Source organism: Bacillus sp. FSL M7-1345, from assembly GCF_038006985.1.
Classification (GTDB): domain Bacteria; phylum Bacillota; class Bacilli; order Bacillales; family Bacillaceae_G; genus Bacillus_A; species Bacillus_A cereus_U.
In genome coordinates this window covers 4,384,622-4,403,764 of the sequence record NZ_JBBOWG010000001.1, presented here as the reverse complement: position 1 = coordinate 4,403,764, position 19,143 = coordinate 4,384,622, and the positions used below count along the sequence as shown (strand labels likewise).

The window sequence follows — 19,143 nt, the reverse complement described above, 5'->3', positions numbered from 1 at the left end:
TAGATATTATTTCTTCAAAACAGGTATCCATATCTCGCTTCTGAAATTCGGCGAAGATACGTCTTTACTTTCATTCCACAATATTTCCGGTCCTTCCGCTAATTCATAGTTTGAAGAAGGGAACCATTCGGAATAAATACGTCCCCATACATTTTGTAATGCATCAGGAAATGGACCGACAGCTTCAAATATAGCCCATGTTGAAGCTGCGATTTCAAGTTGTTTGAATTGCTTTGGACAATCTTTTGTCGTAGTTACTCCAATATAGTGATCGAGTTCTCCTTTTTCCTCCATTCTTCCTTCAGAAAAATTCGTAGAAGCACTAATAATTCCTGTAGGTTCAATATTTGAAAGGGACTTTAATGTTTCGATTGATTGGCTGTCTAAACTTTTCCACATAGAAGCAATTTCTTCGTTTACACCGTTAAAAACAATCGGTACTCGTTTTTGTATACCAATGATTTGAAATGGCTCTTTTTCTTCAATTCGATAGTTCATTTCATTTCCTCCTTGAATGGATAGTTGGAAGGTCATTGGTGAATAAGCTTTCAAAGAACGAATTGTACTTCGAGCTTCTGAAGGCGTTATTCCGTGCAAATTTTGAAATGCACGTGTAAAAGAATCTGGTGAGTTGTATCCATATTTTATAGCGACATCAATGACTTTTGCATTGCTATCTTTTAGTTCAAAGGCAGCAAGCGTAAGACGTCTACAGCGAATATATTCTGATAGTGATATGCCAGCTAAAAAAGAAAACATTCTTTTGAAATGAAATTCGGAGCAGAGAGCTATTTTTGCGACTTCTTTAAAATCAATTTCGTGTGTAAGGTTGTCTTCAATATACTGCATTGCCGCATTCATATTTTTAAGTGAATCCATTATATGACCTCCTCTATAAATAGAATATCAGGAACAAAATAGCTCCATCCGACATTTCGTGCACAGCTTTGTAGGGTGCATTTTTAACCTTACAAAATTGTAATGTTCCTGTAAGGAGAATGAATGGATGGTATGATATCCCAATGCTATAGTAACAAAGTACTTTCATTCAGTAGGTTAAATTTTTATGTCTTTACTTATGTGCCTTACATAACTGTCATGTTTGTGTAAGAAACATCGATAGTGGCAAGAGTAGAGAGTGTATATAGTTGAAAATAGAGAATAGAAGAAATGAGGGATGTCGAGATGAAAACAGTGTTAGAAGCAAAAAATATTGAAAAAGTGTATGACACAGGTGGGAATAAATTTGCAGCTTTAAAAGGTATTAACTTACAAGTAAAAGAAGGTGAGTTCGTTGGAATTATGGGACCTTCTGGTTCTGGTAAGACGACTCTTTTAAATGTTCTTTCTACAATTGATAATGCGACGGACGGTGAAATTTTAATTGATGGAAAAGATATCGTGAAGATGAACGATGATAAGCTGGCGTTGTTCCGCCGTGATCATTTAGGTTTCATCTTCCAAGATTATAACTTATTAGATACGTTAACGGTAAAAGAAAACATTGCGTTACCTCTTGCGTTATCGAAGGTGAAAGCGAATGAGATTGATCGCCGCGTTCTTGAAATCTCAAAGAAATTCGGTATTGATCATATTTTAAGTCAGTTCCCATATCAAGTATCTGGTGGACAGAAGCAGCGCTGCGCAGCATCGCGTGCGATCGTTACAAGTCCTAGTATGATATTTGGGGACGAGCCGACTGGAGCACTTGATTCTAAATCAGCGACAGATTTATTAGAAAGTATGAAGTCGTTAAATGAATATGATAACTCTACAATTTTAATGGTAACGCATGATGCATTTGCGGCGAGTTATTGTAAACGAGTTATTTTCATTAAAGATGGTGAGTTATATAAAGAATTGCACCGCGGTGAATCAACACGTAAACAGTTCTTCCAAAAAGTCGTTGACGTAATGTCTTCCATTTCTGGAGGTATGGCTGATGACCTTATCTAGCATTGCCCTCCGCAACATACAGCGGAACTTTAAAGACTACTTTGTATATTTTGCATCTATGATTTTTAGTATTGTAATTTACTTTACATTTAAAGCACTACAATATAATTCGCAAATGGAAAAAGCTGCGGAAGGTTCTAAAAAAATTAGCGGTGCGTTTCAAGTTTCAAGTGTCATGCTAATCATCTTCGTAGCGGTGTTCATTATATATTCGAACGGTTTCTTTACACGGAAGCGTAAAAAAGAAGTTGGGCTATATTCGTTACTAGGTATTCGAAAAAGACAGATCGGTAAAATGCTCTTTTATGAAAATATGTTAATGGGATTAATGTCTTTAATTATTGGGATTGCGATTGGTAGCGTCCTTTCAAAACTATTCCTTGAACTACTAGTAAGTATGATGGGGTTAAATTTAAATGTTCATTTTGAAGTACCGATGGCTGCAATTGTTGATACAGCAATTATTTTCTTTGTGATTATATTGTATACATCACTTCAAGGATATCGTTTAATTTATCGATTCAAGCTAATTGAACTTTTCCGCGCAGAACGCGAAGGAGAAGCAATGCCAAAAGGATCTGTAATTATGGCGTTAATTTCGATTTTCTTAATCGGTTCAGGTTATTTCTTAGCATTAATGTTCATGAAGGCAGTTAAGTATGCAGACTTTATGGCAGTTGCACTTTATATTTTACTTGCGACAGTAGTAGGTACGTACTTACTATTTATGTTCTTTACAGTATTCGTATTAAAACGTGCAAGAAATAATAAATCATCGTTTTATAACGGTATGAATATGGTAACGACGTCACAGCTACTATATCGTATTAAAGGGAATGCAAAGTCACTTGCAACAATTTCTATTTTAAGTGCGGTAACATTAACGGCAGTTGGTACATCAGTTACGATGTATTACAACACATTTACACAATCAAAAGCATTCGCGCCATACAGCTATTCTTATGAGAAAAAAGATGCAGAACTAGATAAGAAAGTAAATGCGATTTTTGCTGAAGAGAAAGAGAATCATCCTGTAAAAGATCAATTTGAAGTTGAGATGGTTCCTGTAAAAGGAAAGTTTGAAGGAGATAAAGTTGATTTCATCCTTAATATGAACTACAGTATCTCAGAGAAATATCAATTTATGTCTCAATCTGAATTTAATAAACTTGCTAAAAAAATCGATGCAGAAACAGTGAATGTAGCTGCTGGTGAAGCATTTATATATGATAGTTCTTATATTGAAGGGCATGAGTTTAGCCCTCAATATAAAGGAAATAAAGCGGTATTCCAAATTGGAAATGAAACGAAGAAATTAGCGATTCAAGGCGCAAATGATAATGCAATTACGAACTTAGGTGAACTAGTTGTTGTCGTTTCAGATGAAACATATGAACAAGCAAAGCAAGCATTTGGAACACGTGTTGTAAAAAATATTGATGTAAAAGATGAAAGAAACAGTAAAGTATTAACAGAAAAATTAACAAAAGTGATGCCAGCTGGTGAATCAGAAATGGTACCATCATTTAGAGATTTCTACACTGGTTTCCAAATGGGGCTTGAAGGAACTGGACTAATGATGTTCATCGGAATGTTCTTAGGACTTGTATTCTTACTAGCAACAGGTTCTATCATTTACTTTAAACAATTAACAGAAGCAAATGCTGATCGTGAGCGTTATGTTGTACTTCGTAAAGTCGGGGTAACGAAACAGGAAATGAAAAAAGCTATCGCAAAACAAGTAAGCTTTATCTTTGCGATTCCGTTAGTAATCGGAATTCTACACAGTTTGTTTGCATTAAAAGGTTTAGGGAACATACTACCATTTGAAATTATGATTCCGCTCCTAATTAGTATCGGAGTATACGGTGTCATTTATATCGGATATTACTTTTTAACAGTTCGTTCTTATTATAAGATTGTGAGCGCGAAGTAATAAAGGGGCAGCTATCGCTATAAGCGGTAGCTGTTTTTTGATTTCTTCATAAAATCTTAAGAAATCTCCTCAATTTTTATTAAGAAACGATAGTTATACTTAAACACAAGTTAAAAACTATTGAACGAATGGAGAGAGATTTACATGCAACTCATAACATTCTTACATGAATTTATTAAACACCCGAAACATACTGGTGCGATTGCGCCAAGTTCAAAAATATTAGCAAAGAAAATGGTAGATGTAATTGATTTTAATAGAGCGAAGTGCATTGTGGAATTAGGTCCTGGTACAGGGGTCTTTACGAAAGAAATTATGAAGCGAAAGAAGAAGGAGACAATATTTCTTCTTATCGAAATTAATGAAGTGTTTTTCAAAGAGCTAAAGAGAAAATTTAAAGATGAGCAGAATGTCATTGTTGTACATGGTTCAGCTGAAAATATAAAGACGTATATGGAAGAGCTCAATATAGAATGCATTGATTACGTCTTATCAGGATTGCCTTTCACATCTTTACCAGAAGAGGTTTCAAAACGCATTTTAAACAACGCAATGGAAGCGATACATGAGAGTGGTGAATTCATTACATTTCAATATTCACTTGTAAAAAAAGGATTTATACAGCATTTCTTCCCTGAAATTACACTAGAAAAAGTTTGGTTTAATTTCCCGCCAGCCTACGTCTTTAGCTGTAAAAAAGAGCTAAGGGGAGCATATGCATAATGGAGCTACATGAATTAATATCATACATTGAGCAGTATGGTTATTGGGCACTATTTTTTTGTTTATGGCTTGGTATTATCGGTATGCCGATTCCAGATGAAATGATTGTAATGAGTGGTGGATTTGTATCTTCATTAGGCGTATTAAGTGTCATTCCTGCGTTTTTATTAACATATTTAGGCGTTGTATCTGGGCTTTCTTTAGGTTACATACTAGGGAAAATATTTGGCATAAAAGTGCTTAAAAAATTGATGAAAAAGAAAAAGGCGAAGTACCTTTTAAAATCACAAGAGATAGTAGGGAAATATGGTCATTATGCATTAGTAATAAGTTATTTTATCCCCGTTGTGAGACATATCGTACCGTATTTAGTAGGAATGAATAACATGTCATTTAAAACGTATGCGATTTATTCATATGTAACAGGATTTGTTTGGACGTTAGTTTACTTTGTACTAGGCTCTATATTTGGAAAGCATATAGAAATGATAGTAACCCTTGTGACCGAGTATGGTATATATTTTGGTGGCATCGTTATCATAGTTTCTAGTATTTCTTATGTGTATATGCATAAGAAGAATGCAGTAGTGAGTGAAATAAAGCAACATTCATAGTTTGGTAAATGATGCTGGAGGAGATTTTGTGAGTAAAGGAACGATACTTATCGTGGACGATGAGAAGGAAATTAGAAAACTTATTGCCATCTATTTGAAGAATGAAGGTTACGAAGTATTACAAGCTGGAGATGGTGAAGAGGGGTTAGAAATAGTAAGGAAAAGAGACGTGCATCTAATTGTACTTGATATTATGATGCCGAAAATAGATGGTATTCATATGTGTATGAAAGTGAGAGAAATAGCGGAAATGCCCATTATTATGCTGTCGGCAAAAACGCAAGATATGGACAAGATTCTAGGGTTAACAACTGGAGCAGACGATTACGTAGCAAAACCATTTAATCCACTTGAACTCATTGCTCGTATTAAATCACAACTTCGGAGATATATGAAAATGAGCGGGGCAAGTGTAAAAGATGAAAATGTATTTGAAGTTGGAGATATAAAGATAAATATAGCAACGCGGCAGGTCATTATTGCAAATGAAGAGGTGAAATTGACACCGAGAGAGTTTGAGATATTAGAATTGCTTGCACGAAATCAAGGAATGGTATTAAATGCAGAACAAATTTATGAAAGAGTATGGAAAGAGCAAGCTTTCCAATCCGATAATACTGTGATGGTACATATTCGGAAAATACGTGAAAAGATAGAGGCAATTCCAAGGAAGCCTCGTTACATTAAAACAATATGGGGAGTTGGCTACAAGATTGAGAAAGATATTTGAACCGATAATATGGATGAATCAAGTTTTAAAAAAAATGATAGGTAAAACAGTTAGTTATTTGCAAAAGAGTATACGTGTACAGCTAATTACTACATTTACTTTCTGTACATTACTTGGTGTATTAGTAGGGTGGTCTTCATCTTCCTTTTTCGAGGATGCGAATAAAATTTCTATCATTGATTATGCATCAGGTATGGAAGCCATTGATGGACAGACACAAAGGCTTGTTGAAAGTATGACAGAAGAGGGTAAGGAAATTAATATACAAGAACTGCTTGATCAATTGAATCATCAAAATCAATTGAAGGTTTTAATAATAGATGAGAATGGGAAAGTGGTTTATAAAACAAAGGGAGCACCGGAAGAACAGATTAATCTTCATGAGACGATGCGTAATGTAATGGATTTTAAAATGGATCAAGTACGATATGTAGAGGCACAGAATTTAATTCAAGATAGAGCTGAACAAAAGCGTAAGGAGTTTACAACCTTTTATCCAGTTACTGTTAATTCGAAAAATATGTATATCATTGCAAGTGGTATACCACAAGGAAATGTAAAGTATGTAGTGAACGGTAGTAGTCCATTCCCATCTTTACTAGGTTTTATTACTTTTCTACTTTCTTTCTTTTATATAACGAAAAGAAAGATGAATCAGATTGAAGCAATGGCAGAAGGAGTAAGAGAGTTTTCGAAAGGGAACTTACAATACAAAATCAAACAGGCAGGTCAAGATGAAATAGGTGTATTAACTTCAAATATTAATCAAATGGCAGAAAAGCTTTTGGCTAATATAGAAAAAGAAAAACAAATAGAGAAACAAAAAAGTGAATTGATTACAAATGTATCACATGATTTAAGAACACCACTTACTTCTATTATGGGGTATTTACGCTTACTAGGTGATGCGAAATATGAAAATAAAGAACAGCATGATGAGTATATAAAAATTGCTTTTTCAAAATCAGAGCAGTTGAAGATGTTAATAGAGGATTTGTTTGAGTATACAAAACTAACAGATGAAAATATGGTGTTAGATTCACAAGAAGTGTGTATGAATGAACTACTTGATCAGTTAATAGAAGAGCTAGTACCACAAGCGGAGGAACATAATCTTTCATTCGTGAAAAAATTTCAGGAAGATCGTATATATGCCGTTGTGGACTCGGAAAAAATGGTGCGTGTGTTTGAAAACCTCTTAATAAATGCAATTAAATACAGTATAGATAAAGCAGAAATTCAAGTTTCACTTCAAAGAGAAGAACAGCATATCAAAATTTCTATAGCGAATCATAGTGAAGAATTTACAAAAATAGAATTGGAGAATTTGTTTGAGCGTTTTTATAAAAAAGATCAATCTAGAAGTAGAGCTGTAGAAGGTTCAGGCTTGGGGCTTGCAATTGCAAAAAGCATTGTTGAATTGCATAAAGGAGAAATTCGAGCGGAATATGAAAATGGGGTTATTCAATTTATTATCTTATTGCCAATTTAATTAGAAGGGCATTAGAAATATCGGTTACCTTCTAATTAGGGAAGAATGAGCGATAGTGTTGCTATTGATTTAGAGAGAGTCTTATTCCATCATTCAGGTGGACGTTGACTAATAAAACAGAGAAGTGGAGAATCGAAAGTTATATGAAAAAATTAAGTGCGTTTATCGTATTGATTATAGTTGGAGTTACATTACTTGTAGTGAAAGGTGGACCGATTGTAGATCAACTCAATCCGTTTATTAAAGAAGATATTTATTATGCTGTTGTCGACAGTGATGGGGAATATGAAGCCAAAAGTAATGGTTTTGGTAGATGGAACTATAAATTTAAAGGATATGATGAATCTGGTAAAGAACAAAAAATTATGATGACTTCTTCAAAACATTTACGAATAGGAGCATATGTAAAGATTAAGTCTAAAGGGACTTATGGTATGAAATGGGAAGAAATACAAGGTGACGAAATGCCCGCTAAAGCAAAAGAAAAAGTAACAATAAAGCATGTCTAGTTATAGAAATGATAAGTTGTATTCAATAGATAAAGTAACGATCAAGCTTCAAATGTAATGGCAGTATATGATAATTTCTAAATTTTTTATAAGGAAGATAAAGATTATCTGAACTTTATCTAAACTGCATTTCTTCTGTATACAACTACTAGTATTCTATATTGTGTAGATAAAAAATGGTAAGGAGTAACAGGATGATTATGCAGGTTTCTAAGAGGAAAATATTATTATTTCTTTCAATTATTCTTTTTGTTTTATTGATGATGTATGTGTGTACGAATAATAGGCATGTACAAAATATTATTCACAATATAGAAGACATTTATAAAGTATATAAAGAGAATCAATTATTGAAAGAAAAAATCGAGAACCAAGAATCGTTAAAGAGTGAAGTGCAAATGTTAAGTGAGGAGAAAGAAAACCTTACTAAGCTTATCAACAAGACGAGAGAATTAAAGGAACAAGGAAAATATAATTTAATTCAAGCTACAGTAGTAAGGCGTGTAGCAGAAGATTGGTATGGAAAAATCGCTCTTGATAGAGGGGTACAACATGGTGTAAAGGTTGATATGGCTGTTATGACGGTGAGTGGTCTTATTGGAAAGGTAGAGAGTGTAGATCAATTTACATCTATTGTGAAATTAATTACGAAAGATGAACGAACAAATCGTTTAGCAATCACCTTCCAAAATAACTCATCCATTTTAGGATTTGTCACAGGGTATGATAAGGAAAAACAAGCTCTTCGAATTAATAATATTCCATCAGATAAAGCGAAAGAAATAAAAATAGGTGATAGCATTATTACCTCTGAATTGAGCCAGAAAATACCACCTGGTCTTGAAGTAGCAGAGGTAATAGATCAAGAGCCCGATAAATATGGTCTTGCACATATTATTTATGCAAAAACCAAGGCGAATTTATATGATTTAGAAGATGTCATTTTAGTAGAACCTAAAGGGTAGCAAAGAATAGTGTCTATTAAAAGTGAAGAAGAGATGAATATCATTTTTTTTTAGGTAGAGTAAGATTAAGAGGAATAAGAAAAAGTATGGAACAAAGAAAAAGAAGCTTTTGGAAAAGTACGAGAAGAAGTAAAATCAGTTCATAAATCTATAGATAAAATGGAAGATGCAGCTCTTCAGAAACAAGCAAAAATTAAGATTAAAGAGGAGAAATAAAGTCTTTATTTCTTATTTAAAAATAGAATATAGAAACCAAAAGTCCCAAGCTACTAGCTTTGGGGCTTTTTCATATTCTTAAAGAAATGTTAAGAATATCCGCTGCTATTTATTAAGAAATGCTATCTATACTTAGAAATGGGTTAAGAAATGCTCGGAAAATATGTAAGGAAAACAAAAATTGGAAAAGAAGTGTAGGAGGATATAAATGACAGCATCAGTTGTAGAGGTAAAGAATGTACAAAAGGTATACGGTAGAAAAGATGAGAGTCAATCACATGCACTAAAGAATGTATCGTTCTCGATTCAAGAGGGTGAATTCGTTGGAATTATGGGACCATCTGGCTCAGGGAAAACAACATTATTGAATGTAATTTCTACATTAGATAAAGCGACAGGTGGAATTGTTGAAATTGCTGGAACAGATATTACGAAAATGAAGCAAGGGGAATTATCTGATTTTCGCTCAGAGAAACTAGGGTTTATCTTTCAAGATTTTAACTTACTTGAAAATTTATCAATCTATGAAAACATTGCATTACCGCTTTCTCTGCAAGGTGTTCATTCGAAAAGAATTGGATTAAATGTGAAAAAGGTAGCAGAGATGTTAGGAATTTCAGAGATTCTTCAAAAATATCCGTCCGAAGTATCTGGGGGACAAAAACAACGTTCGGCGGCGGCTCGTGCCCTTGTACATGAGCCAGCAATAATTTTAGGAGATGAGCCAACAGGAGCGCTTGATTCTAAAAATGCGAAAAGTTTATTAGAGGCGATGACCAACTTAAATGAAGAACAGGATGTTTCAATTATGATGGTTACACACGATCCATTAAGCGCAAGTTATTGCCGACGTATTTTATTCATCCAAGATGGAGAATTGTATAAAGAAATTCATCGCAGAGGTACTCGTGAAGAGTTTTATAAAGAAATTTTAGATGTGCTTGCAGATTTAGGCACACAAAAAGCATAAGAAAGAAGGTTCAACATGTTATTCAAACTTTCCATGTCGGGACTAAAAAGTAAACGAAAAGACTATATGGTCTTATTAGTTGGGCTTATTATGTCTATTTCAATTTTTTATATGTTTCAAACGTTAGCGTTAAATAAAACGTTTATCGAAGGGAATTCCATGGATGGAATTTTTTCAGTCTTCCAAACAGGATCATTTTTATTAGGTTTCATTACATTATTTTATATTTTATACACCAATTCATTTTTATTATCACTTCGGCAAAAAGAATTTGGTATGTATATGGTATTAGGGGCAAAAAAGCATAAAATTACATTGCTCATGTTTATTGAAACAATTGTATTAGGAATAGTATCTCTTATAGTAGGTGTGATAGTCGGTATAATCTTGGCGCAAGGCGTTGGACATTTACTGATGAAGGAACTAGAATTTACTGGCGGTGGTTATCATGCATTTTATGTACCATCAATTATTGTTACTTTCATCTTTTTCATTGCATTATTTATGTTGTCCGCAATTATGAATGGTATGAAACTAGTGCGTAATTCGCTATTACAACTCGTTCACTCCAATAGTCACACAGAGCGTACGCCTACTAAAGGAAAACTAACGAATATAGTAGCACTTTTATCAATTATTTTATTAGCAGTTGGTTATGCTTCGATGATTTATATGAAAGAGTTAAAGGAATCAGGATTTATCATTGCTACAATTACAGTAACACTAGGAACTTATATGCTATTTGCATCATTCCTTCCCATTATTATTAACAAACTAAAAGCGAATAAAAATCGTAGTGAAAAAGGAATCAATGCGTTTACGTTTGCACAGTTAAGTTTTTCTATTAATAGTTTAACGAAAGTATTAGCGACAGTTGCTATGTTAGTGGCTCTCGGTGCGGGTGCCATCTCCAGTGGTATGGCGTTAAAAAATAATGTCACAAATATGGTGGAGAGTGCAGAATACTATGATGTCGAAATTAAAAATCCCACAGCAGAAGAAAAGAAAATATTAGATAGTATTACATTTAAAGAAAAGAATGAATATCGATATAAAGTAGATGAGCAGTTTATTTATCAATTGAAAGAAGATTTAGAAAGAAATCGTCCGCTAACACGTACTGGAAAAGACGAGAATAGTAGCCGATTCGTTCCTGTTTCGAGGGAGCTAATTGTCGGAGCCGTTTTAAGCCATAGGCAAGAAAAAAATGAGGATAATACCAATGTAATTCCAGAAGAGTGGGGAAATGTTTTAAGGTCTCTTCAAAAGACATATATGAATCCTAGTCAAAAGATAAAAATTGTAGATCAAAAGATGTATGACGGGATACAAGGTAAAGAAGAAATTATAATACTGGGGAAAACGGACAATTTTATAACGTATAAAGAAGAATGGAAAAAAATTGATGAATTAGAGCTAGCTAAATATAAAGATATGAAGGACGTACATCTTTTGAGTAAATATATGCTATATGAAGGATATTACAGTACTTACAGTGGAACAGTATTTATGGGATTTTTCTTAGGCATAGCTTTCTTAGCGATGCTGGCAAGCTGTTTAATGTTTAAAATTCTTTCTGGTGCTTCAAAAGATATTATTCGCTATCAAATGCTTCGTAAAATGGGTGTGCGTTATGAGCTATTAACGAAATCAATTTATAAAGAGTTACTTTTAGTTTTCTTGTTCCCAGCGATCGTAGGTATAATGCACGTGTTAGTCGGAATGAACATGTTCTCGTTCTTAATAGATAATCCATATTTCCGTATTTGGCTGCCGATTATTATTTTCTTAGTCATTTATGTGTTTTATTATTTCATTACAGTTCAATTGTATAAAAAAATTGTTCTTCCGAAAGAAGTGTAGTATGTAGTGAGTAAGGGGGATGATGAATAGAGATAAATTTAGGGGAATATTATATGGAATTTATAGCGATGAAGAAGTTATAGATTGAAAGAAGCAGCTATTCTACGTAATAGCTGCTTCTTTCATTATTTATAATTAGGAAGCAACTTGTACTGTAGATAAGGAGAAATAAAATCCTCTATCTTTTCAGTATATAAAAGATAAAGAGGGAAAGGTATTATAACTTCTGTAGTAATCGTTCACTGCTTTTCATGTCGCCTTTACACAACGGGCATTGCGGCTTATCTTCTAAAGAAAAGTTTTTACGCATCCATCCAAGGCAGTCGTCTGCTTCGCATTCCCACACAGCAATTGCTTCTGGTTCTTCTACAGGTTTATCATTTTTTCTCCAATACATGTGATCGCTCCTTTAAATTGAAAAGTTTTTTAGAAAAAACAAAAAAGGTTGTTAACGTTTTTGTTAACAACCTTTTATTTATTCATCATACTATATTTTTTTGAAAAATGCGAAGTTTAGTAATTATTAAAGTTATAGTGAAATAGTGATTATACAAACGCAGGATTATAAATCATCGTAAAGTGCCCTTGTAACAATTCAATATGGCATGGTGTATGAAGCGAACTTTCTCCATCTGTATCTACTTCTTTTTCTTCTTCTGTTTCAATATGAATGGATTTCGCTTTTACATGGAAGATATCATTTGTATTTGTGTCCTCAAATAGTTTCTTTCCGATGTAATCTTTAAACGCCTGGATGCCTGTTGATTTTACGACGAAAATATCAAGTGTTCCGTCATCGCATTTTACGTTCGGAATAAAGGAAGGAATACCACCGAGATATTCACCGTTTCCAACCATAACAAGGACAGCTTCGTCGTCATATACTTGTCCGTCGTAAGTGATTTTTACTGGGAATGTTTCAGCATTTTTTACAGTTCGAATTGTGCTTAAATAGTAACCAATTTTACCAAGCTTTGCTTTCTCTTCTGCATCAATATTGTTTGATACTTCAGAGACGAGTCCAATACCCCAAAAGTTTAAGAAGTGTTGTCCATTTGCTTTTGCGACATCAATTGGTTTTACATGTCCTTTTGTAATGAGTTTTGCTGCTTCTGCAATATTTTGCGGAACGCCGAGTGTGCGAGAGAAGTCGTTGCAAGTTCCGCCTGGAATGATTGCAAGGGTAGGTCTAGTTTCAAGAGGGGCTAAGCCATTTGTGCATTCAAATACAGTTCCGTCACCACCGAAGACGATAATTAAATCTACTTTACTAGCAAACTCCTGACAATATTTTGTTGCATCACCTTGTTGCTTCGTATGAAGGATATGTAAGTCTGGAAAAGCTGCGGCAAGTGGTGGTACGATTTTCGTTAAGTTTGCATGTAAATCACCTTGTCCTGCTTTCGGATTTACGATGAGGAGTACTTTTTCAAATTTTGTCTTTGTCATTTTTATTCTCTCCCTTTGTCTTTTACGAATCGTGATAGAAAATAAACTTCCATCAATAATTGATGGAAGTTTACCCCGCATTAACAGGCAGTAAGACTCCCACCTCAAATTTCGACGAATACGAGGAAGTTAGGTGGGAGATCAACTGCCCGTAAAAGCCCGATTGGTTCAACTAATAATCAGTGGGGGATAGACAAAACCCCCACTGATTAAAGTTTCACTTTATTTTTTTATATTATTCCGTTACAACTGAAGCGATAAATGGTAAGTTACGATATTTTTCTGCACAGTCAATACCGTAGCCAACGATAAATTCGTCTGGAATTTGGAAGCCAACATACTCAGCTTTTAAGTCCACTTTACGGCGTTCAGGTTTATCAAGTAACGTACAGAATTTCAATGCTTTTGGTTTATGCATAAAGAAGTGATCTTTTAAGAAGTGAAGTGTTAAACCAGAATCGATAATGTCTTCTACGACAATTACGTTTTTTCCAGTAATGTTTACATCGATATCTTTTAATAGTTTTACTTTTCCAGTTGTTTCTGTTTGATTTCCGTAGCTAGATGCAGAGATAAAGTCGATTGTTACTTCGTTTTTAATATGACGAATTAAATCAGCAGCGAATACGAAAGATCCTTTTAATACAGCGATTACTACGATTTCTTCTCCTTCAAAATCACGTTCGATTTGAAGAGCTAGTTCTTTTACTTTTTCTTGTAATTGTTCTTCAGAAATTAAAGTGTCTTTTATTTCAATTTTCATTTGAATCCTCCTACAGTGTAAAACTTGTGAACATTTCGACTGTAAAGGATAGAAAGAAAAAAGTCAAAGAAGATATAAGGTTTTTACAGAAATCCCCACAAAATAATCAGATGATATGATATACTGATTACATTAAGAAAACGCTTCCATAAAGGGTGATTATGATGAAAAAGAAACAGTATACAAGTGTAACATTTATAAAAGCATTGCTTTTAACAATTGTTCTTGGTATGTTGGCTTACATAATTGATGTACCTGCAATTCGCATTTCACTAATTGGAATGACTTTAGTATTAGGCGCAATATCCCACGGTATGATGTCGCAGCTGCAAGAGGCTGGACTTGATGATATGAAAGATTCTATAGATAAGAAATGAGAAACCTTCACGTATATAGAGTGAAGGTTTTTTCGTTTCTTACAAAAATGTAAGGTGATTTGTAAGACAAATCGATAGTTGCATAGTAGTGTTTTGGATAAACTATAAGTGTAAGGTAAAAGGCAAGCATATTTTAGGTAAATTAAGTTTTAGGCACTCTATATGTGAAAAAGGAGTAGGAGGGCATGGAGAAACATTGGACGACCTTTTCTTTTTTAGCAACTAGTAACACCGTAATGTTAGCTGGAGAAATGGATTTTTTGCAGATGTTTGATCGAGAAGACGATCATTCTTCTTCTAAATTTACAATGAAATGGAGTAAGTGGAGCGATAGTTGTAAATTGGAAGAAGAGGCCCCTAACGAAAGGCAAAAAATTATTTTAACAAATCCTATTAAAGCATGGGTCGTTCAATGTCGTAAGTGTAACGTCAAAAATCACTTCAAGAAAACTGAGCCGAGACAATTAGTTATCACTCCGGCCCTTTCTACTTCTCAATCACGCGAAAGTAACAAATAAATATCGAGACACACACCCGAAAAAACATCGTATATATTGCGATGTTTTTTTATTTTTCTACAATGAAATCTTTAAATGAAATATACTTCATCTGCATCTTATATTTATATCTATTGTTTATTCTAGTGATACATCCGATGCGACGTGATGTAAAACGTATAAGAGGAGAGAATGAAAATGAAAAAGAAACTATTACCAATTTGTGCAATGGCACTTTTAACAGTAGGTTATTCTTCGGTAGCGAGTGCTTCAACTGGAACACTGACAAAGGAAGAAGCAGCGCAAGTACAGTCAGATGTAGCTAAAAAGGAAGCAGCAATTCAGGAACAGCAAAAAAATGATGTAGAGAAAAAGCAAGCAGCACAAGTACAAGAAAAAAGTGATATGGCTAAAAAAGAAGAAGCAATAAAAGCGCAACAAAAGAACGAAGTAGAGAAAAAGGGAGCAGCACAAGTACAAGAAAAAGGTGATGTGGCTAAAAAAGAAGAAGCAATAAAAGCGCAACAAAAGAACGAAGTAGAGAAAAAGGGAGCAGCACAAGTACAAGAAAAAAGTGATGTGGCTAAAAAAGAAGTAGCGAAGCAAGCTGTACAAGGTGAAAAATTACCAAACACAGCATCAAATAATGTAGCAATGATGGCGCTAAGCGCATGTCTTGTAGGGATAGGGACATTATTTGGTTTGAATCGTCGTAATAAAGTTAAGGCATAAATAAAATATTTTCCTATAAAGAACGGGATAATTTCATATATTAAAAATGGTAGGTTATTCCTACCATTTTTTGCATGGAGGGATGGAACGTGAAGTTACTCAATTATATCGGTATCATATTGATGGCCATAGGGCTATTCATGGGATCGTATTACGCTGTGGAATGGTATAAAGGAAAAAGCTCTGCTCAAGAATTAACGAAAGAAGAAATAAAGAGCCTTAAAAATATACAAGATAATCAACTTTCATATGAAACACCAGTAACGTCCCAAGTACCTTCTTCTCAAACACAACATAAAGAAGGAGAAAAGGTAGCGATGTTAAATATACCGAAAATAAAGAAGAAGTTTTCTATATATTGGGGAGCGAATGATGCAACTTTGAAAAAAGGAGTTGGTATGTTTGTTAGCGATTTAACGACAACTCCATCTGGAGGAGGACATACTGTACTGAGTGGGCATCGAGATACTGTATTTACAGATTTAGGAGAGTTAAAAGAAAAGGATACTCTTATTTTAGAGTATGATAATAAAACTTACACATATGAAATTCAAAAGACATGGATTACCCATGCGGATGATCGTACTGTTATTATAAAAAAAGAAGAACCAATATTAACACTGACGACTTGCTATCCGTTTGATTATATAGGAGATGCACCAGATAGATATATTATCGAGGCGAAGTTAACTGGTAGTTATTCAAAATAAAATTGTAGTTTCTGAAAGTGGGAGGGGGATACATAAGTTATGTCAAAAAGGATTTTAATTGTTGAAGATGAAGATATTTTACGTGAAATATTAAAGGATTATTTTTTGAGTGAACAATATAAAGTGCTTGAAGCGAGAGACGGGAAAGAAGCTTTAACCTTGTTTGAGGAAGAAGAGGTCGATTTAGTTATACTCGATATTATGTTGCCGGAACTAGATGGATGGTCTGTTTGCCGAAGGATTCGTAAAACGTCCCAAGTACCAATTATTATGCTGACAGCACGCGTAGATGAAGATGATACGTTACTTGGGTTTGAACTTGGAGCAGATGATTATGTGACGAAGCCGTATAGCCCGCCAATTTTATTAGCGAGAGCGAAACGATTATTGGAAAGTAGAAAAGCTTTGAAAGAGTCTCCAAATAGTGAAGATGACACACTATGTATTCATGGAATTTATGTTCACTTCCCATCTCGTACTGTTACTGTTGATGGAGAAAGTATTGCTTTAACACATACAGAGTTTGAAATATTAGTGTATTTTATGAAAAACCAAGGAATTGTTCTAACACGAGAGCAATTAATTTCAAAAATTTGGGGATATGAATTTGCTGGAGATGATCGCACTGTTAATAGCCATATTCGTAATTTGCGAAATAAATTAGGAGAGAAAGCAAAGTGCATTACAACTGTAGTGCGAACTGGTTATAAATTTGAGGGGAATGTATGAGAAAAGGGATTGTACTTAAATTATTTACCCTTACAACAGCCTTATGCATGTTGATTTTAGCGACGATATTTATTGGACAAACGATATTTTTCAAGCAATATTATGCGAATCGAAAAGTGGAAGATATTAAAGTGAATTTAGATTCCTTTGAAAAGAGTTACTTAAATTATGCGAGGAGTTCGGAGGAAGTTCAGAAACTGGAGCAAGATTTTTTAAGAGAAAATAATACTTGGATTACGACGTTAGATCATAATGGGAATTTAAAGCACGCAGATGATTTTTATTTTGAAATTACTTTAGATCGACGAGAAGAGAAGCGAGTGGGACAAAAAACAATTATCATTCCTTTGTACTATCTCATGAATATAGATGAGATTGAAGGTGGAACACTACCTGATTTGGAAGGACGACCAGTTTATTTCGATGGACTAAAAAGAGACGATAGTTTCATCACATCTTATTTAAAGATAGATGAGGTGAATTTGAGTTGGTTTCATAAACCATTAGGTAAGAAGTTAGCTGAAAAAGAACCTAAGATGAGCGAGGAAAAACCAAAGGTTGCTCAAGATTCTATCACTGTGGAAAGAAAAAAAATTGCTGGAATTATGAGTGATGAGGAAAAGAAGAGGGCGGCTCAAAATTCAGATTTTAATATATCAGGGAAAATTACGAAGGTACAGTTCCCTAATGTAAAAGGACCTGTAAACCCAATTTATAAAAACAATTTATTTTTGGATAATATAAAAGAATTTCAAGCTGATTTATTACTAAAAGAAAGCAATCAAATACAATATGCAACACAAACAATGGACTATGAAAAAAATGATATAAAATATAAATTATTAATCAAACCAATAAAAGAAAAAGATGGATCGGTGACATACATATACGCGATGGCTTCTTTACAACCTGTAGATGAGGCTGTACAAATGGTACAAGATTATTACATTTACATTATTGCGTTTGTAGTCATTCTTATTTTTCTAGCTTCTTTCTATTATTCAAAACAAATTGCAAAACCGTTATTAAAAATAAATGATACAACGAAGAAAATAGCACATTTAGACTTTACAGAAAAAATCCCGATTACTTCAAAAGATGAAATCGGTGATTTATCGCAAAATATTAATACACTGTCTAATAAACTACATTCACATATTGGACAGTTAGAACAAGATATTGAAAAAGAAAGAAAGTTAGAAAACACGAGAAAAGAATTTATTTCAGGTGTTTCACATGAATTAAAAACACCGCTGAGTATTATGAAAAGCTGTATTTCTATTTTAAAAGATGGGGTAGCTGAACATAAGAAAGACTACTATTTTCAGGCGATGGAAAAAGAAGTAGACAAGATGGATATACTAATTTTGGATATGCTTGAATTAGCTAAATTTGAGTCTGGCACATACAACATGAAGATGGATTCTTTCTATATCGATGGAATGATTGAAGAAATATGTGAACAGCTTTCATCGGAGATAGAGAAAAAAGAACTGAGTGTGCACAAGCATATATGTCCAGCTGAAGTGGTTGGGAATCAAAATAGAATTGAACAAGTAATAGTGAACTTCATTACGAATGCAATACGTTATACACCAGAAAAAGAAGATATTATTATTTCCGTAATAGATGAGAAGAATCGTATAGAAGTGTGTATTGAAAATAAAGGTTCTCACATTGAAGAAGAACAATTAGATAAAATTTGGGATCGTTTTTATCGTGTGGATGCGGCGCGGAAACGTTCACAAGGTGGAACCGGGCTTGGCCTTGCGATTTCAAAAAATATTTTAGAACTGCACAATGCTGAATATGGGGTGAAGAATACCGAAGATGGTGTGTTATTTTACTTCTATTTACCGAAAAAAGCGTAGACAATGCATGTTACGCTTTTTTAATTTAATTTCATATTATC

The 19,143-nt window shown here is 33.8% G+C and carries 20 protein-coding genes; 16 read left to right on the top strand and 4 right to left on the bottom strand.

The genetic code is table 11. From position 1 onward, the window contains the following. Positions 1-6: 6 nt before the first annotated feature. Positions 7-879 (bottom strand): AraC family transcriptional regulator, encoded by an 873-nt coding sequence (locus tag MHB76_RS23050; RefSeq protein WP_340987783.1) that lies wholly within the window; start codon positions 877-879, stop codon positions 7-9. A 306-nt stretch (positions 880-1,185) separates the two neighbouring features. Here MHB76_RS23050 and MHB76_RS23045 point away from each other — a divergent pair, with 306 nt between their 5' ends. The 10 genes from MHB76_RS23045 to MHB76_RS23000 all read left to right on the top strand — a co-directional run bounded on the left by MHB76_RS23045 (position 1,186) and on the right by MHB76_RS23000 (position 11,974). Continuing rightward, positions 1,186-1,956 carry an ABC transporter ATP-binding protein gene (locus MHB76_RS23045; protein ID WP_002067765.1) on the top strand — a complete coding sequence of 257 codons (771 nt, stop codon included), beginning with the start codon at positions 1,186-1,188 and terminating at the stop codon, positions 1,954-1,956. Next, entirely contained in the window at positions 1,943-3,892 is a 1,950-nt protein-coding gene (locus MHB76_RS23040) for an ABC transporter permease (RefSeq protein ID WP_088079565.1), read from the top strand. The genes MHB76_RS23045 and MHB76_RS23040 overlap by 14 nt, the downstream gene beginning before the upstream one ends. Before the next feature lie 144 nt (positions 3,893-4,036). After that, positions 4,037-4,615, top strand: a complete 579-nt coding sequence (locus tag MHB76_RS23035; RefSeq protein ID WP_002123387.1) for a class I SAM-dependent methyltransferase — start codon at positions 4,037-4,039, stop codon at positions 4,613-4,615. After that, positions 4,615-5,229: a DedA family protein gene (locus MHB76_RS23030; RefSeq protein ID WP_070140046.1), complete on the top strand. Its 615-nt coding sequence runs from the start codon at positions 4,615-4,617 to the stop codon at positions 5,227-5,229. The genes MHB76_RS23035 and MHB76_RS23030 overlap by 1 nt, the downstream gene beginning before the upstream one ends. 28 nt (positions 5,230-5,257) lie before the next feature. Continuing rightward, complete coding sequence (locus MHB76_RS23025; RefSeq protein ID WP_340987779.1) at positions 5,258-5,959, top strand: response regulator transcription factor; 702 nt, start codon at positions 5,258-5,260, stop codon at positions 5,957-5,959. Continuing rightward, complete coding sequence (locus MHB76_RS23020) at positions 5,943-7,451, top strand: sensor histidine kinase (RefSeq protein ID WP_340987777.1); 1,509 nt, start codon at positions 5,943-5,945, stop codon at positions 7,449-7,451. The genes MHB76_RS23025 and MHB76_RS23020 overlap by 17 nt, the downstream gene beginning before the upstream one ends. Positions 7,452-7,594: 143 nt before the next feature. Further along, positions 7,595-7,960, top strand: coding sequence for a YxeA family protein (locus MHB76_RS23015; RefSeq protein ID WP_215569360.1), 366 nt, complete (start codon positions 7,595-7,597; stop codon positions 7,958-7,960). Positions 7,961-8,154: 194 nt separating this feature from the next. Then, a complete protein-coding gene (mreC, locus tag MHB76_RS23010) occupies positions 8,155-8,925 on the top strand; it encodes a rod shape-determining protein MreC (protein WP_340987775.1) in 771 nt (256 codons plus the stop codon). Positions 8,926-9,349: 424 nt separating this feature from the next. Then, on the top strand, positions 9,350-10,111 hold the full coding sequence (locus MHB76_RS23005) for an ABC transporter ATP-binding protein (protein WP_002067773.1): 762 nt from the start codon (positions 9,350-9,352) through the stop codon (positions 10,109-10,111). A 15-nt stretch (positions 10,112-10,126) separates the two neighbouring features. After that, positions 10,127-11,974: an ABC transporter permease gene (locus MHB76_RS23000; RefSeq protein ID WP_340987773.1), complete on the top strand. Its 1,848-nt coding sequence runs from the start codon at positions 10,127-10,129 to the stop codon at positions 11,972-11,974. A gap of 217 nt (positions 11,975-12,191) precedes the next feature. Here the strand turns inward: MHB76_RS23000 and MHB76_RS22995 are convergent, their stop codons facing one another. The 3 genes from MHB76_RS22995 to hpt form a co-directional block, all read right to left on the bottom strand. Next, on the bottom strand, positions 12,192-12,371 hold the full coding sequence (locus tag MHB76_RS22995; protein WP_002067775.1) for a cold-inducible protein YdjO-related protein: 180 nt from the start codon (positions 12,369-12,371) through the stop codon (positions 12,192-12,194). Between the two features lie 149 nt (positions 12,372-12,520). Continuing rightward, positions 12,521-13,423 (bottom strand): diacylglycerol/lipid kinase family protein, encoded by a 903-nt coding sequence (locus MHB76_RS22990; protein ID WP_078173910.1) that lies wholly within the window; start codon positions 13,421-13,423, stop codon positions 12,521-12,523. 235 nt (positions 13,424-13,658) lie between these two features. Then, on the bottom strand, positions 13,659-14,186 hold the full coding sequence (gene hpt, locus MHB76_RS22985; RefSeq protein ID WP_000687586.1) for a hypoxanthine phosphoribosyltransferase: 528 nt from the start codon (positions 14,184-14,186) through the stop codon (positions 13,659-13,661). 161 nt (positions 14,187-14,347) lie between these two features. On the opposite strand from hpt, the gene MHB76_RS22980 reads away from it, so the two are divergent. The 6 genes from MHB76_RS22980 (at position 14,348) to MHB76_RS22955 (ending at position 19,102) form a co-directional block, all read left to right on the top strand. Then, complete coding sequence (locus MHB76_RS22980; RefSeq protein ID WP_000976189.1) at positions 14,348-14,563, top strand: hypothetical protein; 216 nt, start codon at positions 14,348-14,350, stop codon at positions 14,561-14,563. 185 nt (positions 14,564-14,748) lie between these two features. Beyond that, positions 14,749-15,081 carry a hypothetical protein gene (locus MHB76_RS22975; protein WP_002112483.1) on the top strand — a complete coding sequence of 111 codons (333 nt, stop codon included), beginning with the start codon at positions 14,749-14,751 and terminating at the stop codon, positions 15,079-15,081. Between the two features lie 177 nt (positions 15,082-15,258). Beyond that, positions 15,259-15,792 carry an LPXTG cell wall anchor domain-containing protein gene (locus tag MHB76_RS22970; protein WP_340826465.1) on the top strand — a complete coding sequence of 178 codons (534 nt, stop codon included), beginning with the start codon at positions 15,259-15,261 and terminating at the stop codon, positions 15,790-15,792. An 89-nt stretch (positions 15,793-15,881) separates the two neighbouring features. After that, entirely contained in the window at positions 15,882-16,502 is a 621-nt protein-coding gene (locus MHB76_RS22965; RefSeq protein ID WP_078173912.1) for a class D sortase, read from the top strand. 39 nt (positions 16,503-16,541) lie between these two features. Further along, the gene (locus tag MHB76_RS22960) at positions 16,542-17,231 is read left to right on the top strand and encodes a response regulator transcription factor (protein WP_340987768.1); all 690 of its coding nucleotides are present in this window, start codon (positions 16,542-16,544) and stop codon (positions 17,229-17,231) included. After that, a complete protein-coding gene (locus MHB76_RS22955) occupies positions 17,228-19,102 on the top strand; it encodes a sensor histidine kinase (RefSeq protein WP_340987767.1) in 1,875 nt (624 codons plus the stop codon). The genes MHB76_RS22960 and MHB76_RS22955 overlap by 4 nt, the downstream gene beginning before the upstream one ends. Positions 19,103-19,143 lie beyond the last annotated feature (41 nt).